Below are 12541 nucleotides of genomic sequence, written 5' to 3'. Positions count from 1 at the left end.
TTACTGACCCAACTGCGTCAAATCCCACTGATCGGTCCATTGAATGACCGGTTGGTTGCTGTCAAAGGTGATGGGCAGCCAGAGGTAGCGGCTATCTTTCAGGTCTTTGGGATTCCAGCGGTCGGCCATAAAAATGAATGCATTCCGCTTGCCCTGTACGGGTTGAATGTAGGTCGACTGGCCATCGAAGGTTTTATCTGCCATGGGGCCTTTCATCGGGTCACCCACCAGTTTCCAGGGGCCAAAAGGGGACTCTGCCACGTGCAAACTGGCCTGATTGGGCGCCCAGCCCGTACAGCCGCTGGTGATCAGGTAATACATTTTGTCTTTCTTGAAGATGGCCGGTGCTTCGCGGTGGTTACTGAACAGCAACGTGTCCTGCGTAGTCGCCGACAGGTAATCGTCGGTTAATTTTACCAGCCGGAGGTCGTAGTTTTCACGGGCCGAGTAAATGTGGTAAGCCGAGCCGTCGTCATCGACAAACAGGGTCATATCCCGTGACATATGGCCGTTGGGCCGGAAGCTCTTCACGTATTGATACGGCCCCGTCACGTGTTTGCTGACGGCCACCCCCGCCCTGGCAGCTTTGTACCCCTGGCCGGGCAGCTCGAGGTGAAACCACATCACGTACTGCTTCGTCCTGGGGTTGTAAATGACCTTGGGCCGTTCCATCAGCCCGTTCGTGGCAATCTCGCTCGTCGGGTCGGTGGATTTTGCCAGTGCCAGCCCTTCGTTTTTCCAGGTATACAGGTCCTTCGACGAATAGACGTTGACCCCTTCGGAAGCTGACAGGCCGCGCTTCTCCCCGAACCAGTAATACGTCTTGTTGACATAGAGCAAACCCCCGCCATGGGCGTTGATGATGTCGCCTTTGTCGTCGTGCCAGACGGTACCGGGTTTAATGATCTTCGTTTTTTGAGCCTGGCTGATACGTGGGCTCAGGATTGCGGCCAGGAAAAGGAGGGCAAAGGAAATGAGTTTCATCGTTGAATAGATAAAGCAGCGCGGCTGGAGTTCCAGCCGCGCTAGGATTAATACCCCGGATTTTGCGTTAGCACTGCGTCTTTGTTCAGTTGGATTTCCGTCAGGGGGATCGGCATCAGCAGGTGTGTGCTGGTCAAACCGCGTAAGGGGTTGACAGCGCTGTTCGGGTTGAGCCGGGTGGCGCGGTCGACCAGCGTTTTGGTTCGCATCAGGGTCATCCGCCGATTTTCCTCGCCGATCAATTCGCGAACGCGCTCGTCGAGGATAAAGTCAAGCGTCATGTCGGCGGAGGTTACTTTGCCGACTGTTGGGTACCCGGCAAACGAGCGTTCGCGCAGGACGTTGATGCTGGCAGCCGCAGCGTCCAGTTTGCCCTGCTTGAACTGGGCCTCGGCCAGCAACAGGTAGGTTTCGCCCAGACGCATCAGAATAAAATCCTTGATCATCGCGTAGCCAAACGTATCGTTGGGGTCGAACTGGTACCACTTGGTGGTGTGGGGCGCAATGTTGAGCAGCGTATCCGTACCAGTATAGGGCACTGGTTTGCCAAACGTAGTTGGTTTCGACGGGTCGTTGTACACGTAGCGCCGACGGATGTTGTACGGCGAATTGCGAATATCGCCCGGCTTGTAAAGACTGTACAAAACCCAGTTGCTGAGTCGTAAACGCCCCAGTGCCCGGCCGCCGGTGGAGTCGGCTAAGGCCATACCCTGGACGTTGTGATAGGCTGCGCCCCAAACCCGGCGCTGCTGTGGATTGTCGGTAATGCCGCCCACAACGGTGCTTGGGTTTTCCTGTTCCAGTACCCAGATGGCTTCGGTGTTACCCTGCACCCGGCGCTGGTTACCGTAGATGAACATGTCGTGGTAATAGTCGCCGGGTTCGCCCGCTTTGATACCGTAGCGGCCCTTGATGAGCTTGAACCGGCCACTGCTGATAATGGCCTGTAGTTGCGCTTCGGCCAGATCCGGCTTGTCCATGCGCAGGTAGGCTTCGGCCAGCAGTTGCATCGCCATGAATTTGTTGGCGCGTCCGTAGAGCTTGCCTTTCGAGTTGGTTTTCACGCTCTCGATGTCCGGCAGGTTCGCAACGGCATACGTGAGGTCCTCTACGATCAGCTTATTCACCTCCTCTACCGGTGCCCGGACGAAATCCGTTTTTGGTCCCGTCAGGGCTTGCGTCAGGATGGGGACACCACCGAAACAGGTAGCCAGGTTGTTGTAGGCATACCCCCGGAAGAACCGCGCTTCGGCGTCAATTTTATCCTTACCCGTTTTGCTGATGGCCGTTAACGAAGGGGCCTCAATGCCATTGATGATCGTGTTGGTCAGGTTGATCATAATGTAATTGCGGTTCCAGGTGCGGGCCGCGGCTCCGTCGGTGGGCGTCAGCAGCGCGTAATTGTAGTAGGGAATCTCGATACCCTGCTGGTTGGAGGTGGCATTGGCGACGTCTGTGCCCACCTGCCACACGCTGGGCCAGCCCTGCTGGTCGGACCAGGAAAAATAGGTGCTCGTGTGGTTGTACAAGCCAACCAGCGAAGCTTCGAACCCTAACGAGTCGTTCAGGGTAACGGGGGTGTAGGACGAGAAAGGTTTCTCTTCCAGAAAGGTATCTTTGCAGGCCGATGCCAGAACAACCGTCGACAGGGCCAGTGCTTTTATGTATGCTTTCATTGAGGTTAATGTTGAGGCTTCCAGTTAGCGAAGGCTGATGTTCAGGCCCATAACAAAGGAGCGGGTGAGGGGGTAGTTGTTCGTCCAGTCGCCGGAGCCGCGGGTCGACTGCACGGCTTCGGGGTCCCAGCCAATCCAGTTGGTGAAGGTGTACAGGTTCCGCCCGCTGGCGTACACGGTCAGGTTGCCCAGGTGCAGTTTGTCGAGCAGTTTCTGATCGAAGACGTAGCTTAAGGTTACGTCCTTGATACGGGTGTAACTGGCATCCGATGCGTAGCCGTAGCCGCGTGGATTTTTGAAGGCCAGCGACGGGCGCGTAGTACTCCGGTTGTCGGCTGTCCAGTAACCCACGTCGATGGGTGTGTTTCGTTTGCCGGTTTCGTCGGCATAGGTCAGGTCGGCGTTGTTGCGGGTTACACCCTGAACCGTCTGGACAAACACATTGAGATTGAAGTTTTTATAATGAAAGGTGTTTGTCAGACCACCGGTCCATTTTGGCGCGGTTTGGCCCAGAATCATCCGGTCGCCATCGGCCGTGATCTTCTTATCGCCATTGAGGTCGGCGAATTTAAGGTCGCCAGCCACCGAGCCGGGGTCCTGCGAGGACGCATCTTCACCCGCCTGCCAGACACCGGCCATCTTGTAGTCATACACCACGCTGATGGGCTGACCGATGAACCAGCGGTTGCCGAGGTCATCTTTCTTATCGCCGTAGAGGTCGAGGATGCGGTTGCGGTTGGAGGCAAACACAACGGTACTTTCCCATTTGAAGTCGCCACTGGTAACGTTGCGGGTGTTCAGGGTCAGTTCGATACCGGTGTTCGACGTCTCGCCGAGGTTGTCATACACGCTCGAATAGCCGGTCAGTATGGGCAGGCTACGCAGCAGCAGCAGCCCTTTGGTGTTGTTCTTGTACAGATCCAGGCTACCGTTGATGCGGTTGTTCAGCATACCAAAATCAACACCGATGTTGCGGCTCAGCGTCGTTTCCCACTGCAGGTTGGCGTTGCCCAGGTTGCCCGGCTGTGCGCCGATGGTGCTCACGCCGTTGAAGGGCGACCGAACGGTATTGTCGGTCGTAATGGTCCGGTACACGCTGATGGCTTCGTTGCCGGATTTGCCGTAGGAGAAGCGCAGTTTCAGGTTACTCACCAGATTCACGTTCTTCATGAACGCTTCGTTGCTGATGTTCCAGCCGATAGCCGCCGACGGGAATAAACCGTACTTGGTCGTGTTGGCCCCGAATACCGATGAGCCATCGCGCCGGGCCGTAACGGTGAGCAGATAACGGCTGTCGTACGAATAGTTGACCCGGCCCATCTGCGAGTTCAGGCCGTAGCGGTCGGCATAGGAGTTGCTGGATTGCGTAGCACCGGCCCCCAGGTTATTGAACGACAACTGGTCGTTGACAAAGCCGGTAGCGTTTCCGGTAGCCGTGGCGTATTTACGCTGCTGGGCGCTGTAGAGCCCCGTAAAGTCGAAGTGGCTCTTGCCGAAATCCCGCGTGTACGACAGGATATTTTCGAGCGTAAAGCTGTTGGTTTCGGAGAAGAACGTGTTGGCCGTTCCGAGCAGGTCGTTTGCCGACCGACCGGTATAACTCGCCGTGCGGGCCGGAATGTACGAATAGCCGAGGTTCATGCGGTACTTCAGGCCATTCAGTTTGCCCGGCAGTTTCAGTTCCAGATAAGCGTTTCCGTTCAGGTTGGTGTTGCGGTCAACCCGGTCGACGTTCAGGCCGATCATGGGGTTGGTGTACAACTGCTCGGGAAACATGGGGTAGATCCGGTAAGTCCCGTCGGTGTTATACTCCTGCCCATAGGGGCTCATGGCCGATGCGTTCAGCAAGTTTGCCCGGCCACCGTCGCGGTTGCTGTTGGCAATGAACAGCGAGGTGCCCACCGTCAGGTAATCCGTCAGGGTAACGTCCAGGTTGGAGCGGAAGCTGGCCCGCTTGTACTGATAGCCTTTAATAACGCCTTTCTGGTCCAGAAATTCGCCCGATATGAAGTACCGCACGTTGGGCGACCCACCCGAAATACTCAGGTTGTGGTCCTGCAACACGCCCGTCTGTGTTGCTTCGTTCATCCAGTCGGTCGTAATGCCCGCGTTGTAATTGGTCAGCTCGTCGTAGTTGGGGACGGGGTTAACCAGTTTCTGGCCGGTCTGGGCCATGTAATCGGCGTACTTCTGCACGTACTCGGCTCCATTGCGCGGACGCAGCATGTGGGCGAAGTTTTCGATACCCACGTAGTTATTGTACCGAATGGTTGGCTTGCCCGTGCTGCCCCGTTTGGTCGTGACCAGAATAACGCCGTTGGCCCCGTTGGTACCGTAAATCGCTACCGCCGAGGCATCTTTCAATACCTCCATCGACTCGATGTCGTTGGGGTTGATATCGCTCAGTGAGCCGCCGGTTTTGCTCAGTGGAATCCCGTCGACAACCACATAGGGGCCGGAGTTGGCGTTAATGGAGTTCTGACCGCGAATGGTCGTTGACGGAGCCGCCCCCGGCACGGACGACGACTGCGAGATATTGACACCCGCTACCGAGCCCTGAATGGCCTGCAACACGTTGGTTACGGGCAACTGCGACAGGCGGCTTTTGGGGACAGACGCTACCGAACCGGTAATATCCGATCGTTTCTGTGTGCCATAACCCACCACAACCACTTCGTTCAGGGATTTGGCATCGCCCTTAAGTTGCACGTTCACCACCGTCTGGTTGCCAATGGGCACTTCCTGCAGGATATAGCCAATAAACGAAAAGACCAGTACCGGGTTGGGTGTGCCGTCGGGAATGCGCAGGGTATAGTTGCCATCGGCGTCGGTATTGGCCCCGATGGACCCGCCTTTCAGCGAAACGGTAGCACCGGGCAGGGCGTCGCCCTTCTCGTCGGTCACTTTTCCCGTAACCGTAATCACCGCCACCTCCGACGCACGTGCCCCGGCAACCGTTGATCTGACGGAAGCGTATAGCGGATTGCTATTGCCGACGATCTGTTGAGCGAATATGCCCCGGGCAGGAAGCAACACGCCACAAAAAAGTAGCCATTTAATGTCCATAAGCAGGTTCTGGATTTCTTAGTTATTTGAGGATTTACTTTACGATGTGTCAGTCGAAAGCAAAATCAATGTTTGAATAATGCAAAACTAAGAGGGCCAGCCTGAACGGATGGGGGGCGTTTTCGCCAAAAAAAGGGGGATAATTGAGATTGGGGAGTGGTGGAGCAAGTGGAGTGGTGAAGTAGTGGAGTAGCTTAGGGGTGGAGTGCAGAAGTAGACCCATTCCACTTATTCTACCACGTCACTTACTCTACCACTTCACTACTTCACCACTAACCGACTCCACTACCCTCACTTCTGATACACGCGGACGTAATCCACTTCGAAGCGTTTGGGGAATTTAGTTTTGGCGGGGTCGCCACCATTATTGCCGCCCACGGCGAGGCTCAGGAGTATGAAATGCGGCTGGCGAAAGGGATTGATGGCCGATCCGTCTTTATTAATGGTTTCGAGCAGAGAAACTTCGTTCAACAGCTGATCGTCGACATATAGCTGAATAGATCGTTCGGTCCAGTCCATACGCCAGACATGAAACTTCTTCGACCAGTCGGGATCATTAAATGAATCGATCGGCTTTTTATTACTGCGCCATATGGGCACATACTGCTTGGTATCTCGCCAGGCTACGTTGGCGAGCAGAATGTTCTGGTAATACTCCATGATGTCGATCTCGCCATTGGCGGGCCACTCGCCAGCTTCTCCCATTGTCCAGAAAGCGGGCCACATACCGGGGCTGATATCGATTCGTCCGCGCATCTCAAAACGGCCGAACAGCCAACTATGCAGGTCCTGCGTTTTCATACTGGCCGATGTGTACTCAATGGTCGGGCGTCGGCTATTCCAGTTTTCGCTGTTGGGCTTATAGGTTGGATTTCGTCTTTTCTCCCGTCGGGCTTCCAGGATCAGGAATCCATCTTTACAAAAAGCATTCTCTGGCTGATACCACTGATGCTCGTTATTGCGAACAAAGCCTTTTTCAAATACCCAGTTTTTTGCATCCGGTGCCCCGTCAATATCAAATTCGTCGGCCCACACCAATCGCCAGCTGGTGTCGGCAGGGGCCGTATCCCCGGCAGGCTGGGTTAGGGTGGTCGGTTGTGTTGACTGGCTAAAACTCTTCATGCTAAGAAAAACCAGGAAAGCAAGAAAAAGGCACTGGTGAGTCATGACTATTTTGGATTTCGGGTCTGTAACTGACGCAAAATAGCCGCCAGTTGTTTGGGTTTACTCATGTAAGGCGATAGATCTAATAACTCTACTTTGCGGAACTCGACGGGATGGCTTTCACTCTGCAGCGAGATATAGCCTCCGCGAAGAATCTGCCCGTCTTTTTTCACCTTGGGGTCGAAATTGATCACATTGCCACCACCAATCTGCGGCTTTGAATACGTAAGCACGGTGTCGCCTTCCACAATGTGTTTGATGAGCGAATCGCCCAGCACCAGCGCTTCGGCGCGCACCCACCGGTCGCCTGCGTAGGTTTTGGAGTTGGAGTCGATGCAGTGCGGGGTAAAGAGTTTACCGTCCAGCACAACGTTTGTGCCGGGTGTGCAGAGGTTAGCGGTATGCCGCTCGTGCTGCCCATCGCCCCCCAGCAACTGCATTTCCATAGAAATGGGAAAATCCTGCTGCAGGCCCATCGTTTTCGGGTCCTGCCCGTGCAGCATGGCACCACTGTTGCGAATGGCCCAGCCCGGCCCTCCTTTCACCTGCTCCCCAACGAACCGGTATTCCATGACCAGCAGGTAAGCCGAGAACGACTTTTTGTAGAAAATGTGGCCGTACTGTTCATCAAAGGCTTTGTACTGGTCGTACCGAACAACGAGTTTGCCATCTTCCACCCGGAAGGTGTTGCCGTAGTTATCGTCGAGAGGGTGCCCGGTTATTTTCACCGACCAGTCTTTGAGGTCTTTGCCGTTGAACAATTGAATCCACCTGGATTTTTTGCCGCTGGATTGACCCAAACAAAGACCGGCAGTAAGACATAGAACAAGCAACAGGAGCGAGGTACGCATGAATGAAAAGTAGAAAAGTGTAAGGGTAAAAAATACAATAGCCTGTAAAGAAAAGAGACGAGACAACTGTCTCGTCCTTTCTAAACCAATCTAATCTAAATATAAAATCGTTAGGGGCGAAGATGAGGGCGAAATTTGGTCGAGACCGGCTCGACGAACGTTGGCCAGGAAGGGTTGGTTAGCTGCTGGCCACTCGTTGTTCGTGGTTGACGAAGGCTGGCAGATATCGTTATTTAAGGAACCCGAGAAACATGAACTGTTTGCGACACTATTGGTAAAAAACAAAAATTAATTGTTGCCACCTTTTAACATAGAATAACGTATCAGTCAAAAGAAGGTTTTAATGGGTATAAAAGTAGCGTGTTGAAAATAGGTAGTAGGGTTGGTTTTCGTCAAAAGAAGGGGGTAAATTGGTCCTTAATGATGAAGTGGTTTTTTTTATATACATATTGCCTGTTAAGTGCCTGGCTGGTGCCGATCCCCGCCTGGGCCCAGCGTGAGCCGGATCAGTTTCGTTTTCAGCATATTACCGTCAACGAAGGTCTCTCGCACAGCGATGCCATGTGCGTAGCTCAGGACAAGGCCGGCTTTATCTGGGTGGGCACCAACAAAGGCATCGATCGCTACGACGGCTACACATTAAAACCTTATGAGCTGCCCATCAACGATCAGGAGGGTATTGCCAGCAACCGGATTCGGACGCTGGAAATAGACCGCTCCGGCAGGCTATGGGTAGGGGTGGAGCGATCGGGAGTCTTTTGGTACGATGCCACCCAAGACCGGTTCGTAAGCATTCGGGAACTGGCGGGTGCGGCTAATTTCGAGTCGTTCATCCGGCAGTTGACCCACACCAACGTGCATGCCATCTGCACCGATACGCAAAATCGGATCTGGGTGGCTACCCAACATTACGGCGTGTTTGTGCTCCAGACCGACGGGCGGGGCAACCTCCGCGATATTCACCAGATAGGTCTCTTAAATAAACCCAATGCCGAACCCCTTGTCAACAAACTGGCGGTCGATTACCGGGGTCGAATCTGGATCGGTACCCTGGGGCAGGGGCTCTGGCTTTTTAATGGCAGTGCTCCACTGCCCCGGCAAACGACCTTGCTCGCTGCGCATGTAACGGCTCTGCCAGCGTCGGCCAATATCAGAGCCCTGCACGTTGACACACGGGGCGATTTGTGGATTGGGAGCGACGATCAGATTTTCTGGCTAAGCCGAACAGCATTGGGCGTCCCCGTCGGCTTTCAGGTCAGATCGCTAAGCCGAACCTTTGCCGACATTGAAAGCCTTTTCCTGGACTCGTCGAAACGGTTATGGATCAGTACGAACTACGGCCTGCTGCTCATGGAGGCCGGGGCCGTAACCGGCACAACACCACCTGTCGATGAGCAGGCTGTCCATACATTTCTACCGCTGGACACCGACCCGGCCAGCATCAATTCCGTTCGGGTACACGACCTGCTGGAAGATCGCTTTCATAATCTCTGGCTGGCCACCTCGGCGGGCGGACTGAATCAGCTGAAGTTGCGCCCCAAACCCTTCGGCCAAATCCGCCGGCAAATGGTTGGGCAAACGACGCCCGCCAACAATTACATCAACACCATCTGGAAAGATGAAAAAACCAATCGGTTGTGGATGGGTACCCGAAATGGTTTTGCCAGCTATGATCTGACCCGGAAAACGTACCGGAACTACCTGAATCGGTCGCTGTCCGGCGATATAAACGGCATTGACATCGCTACGCTGTTTCAGGCTTCTGACGGAACCCTCTGGATTGGTACCCGCTATTACGGGCTCTACCTGCTGAAGGGGCAGGCCGGGGCAACACCTGTCCGGCTGGCCAGTGGTCCGACAATACCCGATCTGAGTAGCAGCAGTATCGAAAGCATTGTGGAGGATCGGCATGGAAGTATCTGGGTGGCTACCTTCAGCGCGGGCATTCATCAGTATACCCGCCAGGGCCAATACCTGAAAACCTACGATACCCGACAAAATGTCTTGCCGACGCATCAGTTTACGGCACTGCTTTACGACCCTGAACGGGATATTTTATGGGCCAGCACCCGGGATGCGGGTGTGCTGAAGATACAGATCACGCCCACGGGACTACAGACCCTCAGCCAGTTCAAACACGAACCCGATAACCCAAACAGCCTGCGGACCAATTACGCCTGGCCGTTGCTGAAGGACAGGCAGGGGAGCCTTTGGATCGGGACCATTGGCGGAGGACTGCACCGATTAACTACCCATGCCGGCGGCAAAGAAATTATTGAGCGATACAGCCAGTGGGTTCCCGAAACCGACGTCGAAAGCCTTTTGACCGATGAGGCCGGTAATCTCTGGATTGGCGGGGCTGGTTTGTATCAGTTCAATCCGGCGAGCAAACGACTGTTTCACTACGATGTGACGGATGGTTTGCAGAGCAACTCGTTCAAAGTAGGGGCTGCCTTTCGGGCGGCCGATGGAACCTTGTATGTTGGCGGTACCAACGGCATCACCTATTTTCAGCCGCGAAACCTTCACCCGAACCCGTATCCACCCCTGGTGCAGATCACCGAACTGCGCATCCTCAACCAGCCGGTGGGTATTGGCGATACGCTGAACGGTCGGGTTTTACTGTCCAAACCCTTTACCGACGTCCAGACCGTTCGGCTAAAGGCGGCAGAGAATGATTTCTCCGTTGAGTTCGTCGGGCTGAATTACGCCAATCCTCAGAAGCAGCAGTATATGTACCGGCTGGAAGGCTACAACGCTGGTTGGATACGGGCGGCACCCGGCCAGCGAACGGCCAGCTATGCCAACCTCCCCGCCGGCGACTATACTTTTCTGGTGAAGGCCAGCAACGACGATGGGGTCTGGTCTGCCAAACCGGCCCTGTTACAGTTTACGATCTTGCCGCCCTGGTGGCGAACCTGGTGGGCTTATCTGCTCTATGCGGCCTCCGTTGTGGGCGCTTTCTGGTTCTATCAACGAAGTGAACTGGCGAAACAGGAGTTGAAAAATAAACTGGTGCTGGAGCAGTATAAAGTTGAGAAAGAGAAAGAAGTGACCGATACCAAGCTGCGTTTCTTTACCAATGTCTCGCACGAACTCCGCACACCCCTGACGCTGATCCTGGGACCGCTGGAAGAGCTGGCGGCATCGGGTGGAGCACTGCCGGCGGCAAAAGATAAAATCATGCTCATGCACCAGCAAACCCGCAAACTGCTGGATCTGGTGAATCAATTGATGGATTTCCGGAAGGTCGAGTCCGGGCATGTGTCGTTGCGGGCCAGTCGCGGAAATATCATGGCTTTCCTGACCGAGATCTTTCTGATCTTCAAGCTGAAAGCCGAAGAGCTGCACATCGACTACGCCCTGGAAGCTCCTGCCGAAGCGGTGGTGCTGTATTTCGATCGGAGTAAAGTCGAGATTATCCTGACGAACCTGCTCTCTAACGCGCTTAAGTTTACGCCCGAAGGCGGTAAGATCAGGATAGGCGTCTCGGTGGTTGGTTCGCCGGATAGCGCGGCTGTTTTTGAGAAAGGTGCTCTTCAGGCAAATTACCTGGAAATAGTGGTGCGCGACTGGGGCGTGGGCATGAATGCCGACGAGGTCGACAAAATTTTCGATCCTTATTATCAGGCATCCCACACCGAAACCATGCGCATGACGGGTACGGGTATCGGTCTGTCGCTGGTGAAACAGTTTGTGGAAGTACACCTGGGGGAGGTCATGGTACAGAGTGCCCCCGGTGCCGGTACGACCTTCACCCTCCGATTCCCTTTTGGCCGGGAGCACCTGCCGCCGGACTCCATTCGCGATGAGCCTTCCCGGAGCGAACGCCACATGACCTTTACGCAAGACATGCCCGAGGTCGACAGGCCCGACTCCACCAGCGAACCCGCACCGGTGGTTCGGTCGGGACGTATCCTGCTGGTGGAAGATAACGATGAACTCCGGCAGTATTTACAGCAGCTCCTGTCGACTACGTTTGAGGTATTCGTGGCCGTCGATGGTGTGGATGGCTGGGAGAAAGCGCTGGATCTGCTGCCCGATCTGGTCGTCAGCGACGTGATGATGCCCCGGAGCAATGGGCTGGAGCTGTGTAAAAAAATCAAGCAGCACCCCAAAACGATGCATATTCCGGTGGTACTGCTCACCGCCCGGGCGGCTGCTGTGCACGAACTGGAAGGACTGGAAACCGGTGCCGACGAATACATGGCCAAACCCTTTAACCCACGACTGCTGTACACCAAAATAGCGGTGATGCTCCAGAGCCGCCACCGGCTCAAGGAGTATTACCAGCGCCAGATCCTGCTGAAGCCGACAGACATCATTATCCCCGATGAGGAAAAGCAGTTGCTGGAAAAAGCCATGGGTATTGTAGAAGCCCATCTGGCCGATTCCGATTTTTCTGTTCCGGTGCTGGTTCGGGAAATGGGCATGAGCCAGTCGGCGTTCTACCGGCAGATCAAAGCCATGACAGGACAGTCGGTGGTGGAGTTCATCCGCGATGTGCGCATCAAACGGGCCGCTCAATTGCTGGCGACAACGTCGCTGCGGGTTTCCGAAATAGCCAATCAGGTCGGTTTCGACGATCTGAAACATTTTCGCAAGACGTTCCAGAGTGTGTACACCCTCTCTCCTTCGGAATATGCCCGGCAACACCGGGAGGGTGCTACGGCCGATACATAAGTCCCTGTACGCAGTTGGGTTGGTGCCGAAATCGCTGAGGCTATTCACCAACGCGCAACAAGCCCGAATAGAAGTCATCAACACACAAACGGCCCGCCTTCTTTTGGAAGGGGGCCG

6 protein-coding genes are annotated in these 12541 nt (G+C 54.8%); 1 reads left to right on the top strand and 5 read right to left on the bottom strand.

The window, feature by feature from the left end:
• The 5 genes from ACYVK4_RS08290 to ACYVK4_RS08270 form a co-directional block, all read right to left on the bottom strand.
• Positions 1-984, bottom strand: a complete 984-nt coding sequence (locus ACYVK4_RS08290; protein WP_461127024.1) for a glycoside hydrolase family 43 protein — start codon at positions 982-984, stop codon at positions 1-3.
• Between the two features lie 47 nt (positions 985-1031).
• On the bottom strand, positions 1032-2660 hold the full coding sequence (locus ACYVK4_RS08285; protein ID WP_461127023.1) for a RagB/SusD family nutrient uptake outer membrane protein: 1629 nt from the start codon (positions 2658-2660) through the stop codon (positions 1032-1034).
• A gap of 24 nt (positions 2661-2684) precedes the next feature.
• Positions 2685-5726: a SusC/RagA family TonB-linked outer membrane protein gene (locus ACYVK4_RS08280; protein ID WP_461127022.1), complete on the bottom strand. Its 3042-nt coding sequence runs from the start codon at positions 5724-5726 to the stop codon at positions 2685-2687.
• A 291-nt stretch (positions 5727-6017) separates the two neighbouring features.
• Positions 6018-6848, bottom strand: a complete 831-nt coding sequence (locus ACYVK4_RS08275; RefSeq protein WP_461127021.1) for a glycoside hydrolase family 16 protein — start codon at positions 6846-6848, stop codon at positions 6018-6020.
• A 47-nt stretch (positions 6849-6895) separates the two neighbouring features.
• A complete protein-coding gene (locus ACYVK4_RS08270; RefSeq protein ID WP_461127020.1) occupies positions 6896-7741 on the bottom strand; it encodes a 3-keto-disaccharide hydrolase in 846 nt (281 codons plus the stop codon).
• Positions 7742-8161: 420 nt separating this feature from the next.
• Here ACYVK4_RS08270 and ACYVK4_RS08265 point away from each other — a divergent pair, with 420 nt between their 5' ends.
• The gene (locus ACYVK4_RS08265) at positions 8162-12424 is read left to right on the top strand and encodes a hybrid sensor histidine kinase/response regulator transcription factor (RefSeq protein WP_461127019.1); all 4263 of its coding nucleotides are present in this window, start codon (positions 8162-8164) and stop codon (positions 12422-12424) included.
• The last annotated feature ends 117 nt before the right edge of the window (positions 12425-12541 follow it).

Source organism: Spirosoma aerophilum (genome assembly GCF_054782495.1).
Note: the sequence above shows the minus strand (reverse complement) of the source record. Positions and strands in the feature narration are given on the sequence as shown.

Bases quoted from the DNA above. Each gene is read 5' to 3' on its own strand.
- ACYVK4_RS08290 (WP_461127024.1), bottom strand. From the start codon at position 984: ATGAAACTCATTTCCTTTGCCCTCCTTTTCCTGGCCGCAATCCTGAGC.
- ACYVK4_RS08285 (WP_461127023.1), bottom strand. From the start codon at position 2,660: ATGAAAGCATACATAAAAGCACTGGCCCTGTCGACGGTTGTTCTGGCA.
- ACYVK4_RS08280 (WP_461127022.1), bottom strand. From the start codon at position 5,726: ATGGACATTAAATGGCTACTTTTTTGTGGCGTGTTGCTTCCTGCCCGG.
- ACYVK4_RS08275 (WP_461127021.1), bottom strand. From the start codon at position 6,848: ATGAAGAGTTTTAGCCAGTCAACACAACCGACCACCCTAACCCAGCCT.
- ACYVK4_RS08270 (WP_461127020.1), bottom strand. From the start codon at position 7,741: ATGCGTACCTCGCTCCTGTTGCTTGTTCTATGTCTTACTGCCGGTCTT.
- ACYVK4_RS08265 (WP_461127019.1), top strand. From the start codon at position 8,162: ATGATGAAGTGGTTTTTTTTATATACATATTGCCTGTTAAGTGCCTGG.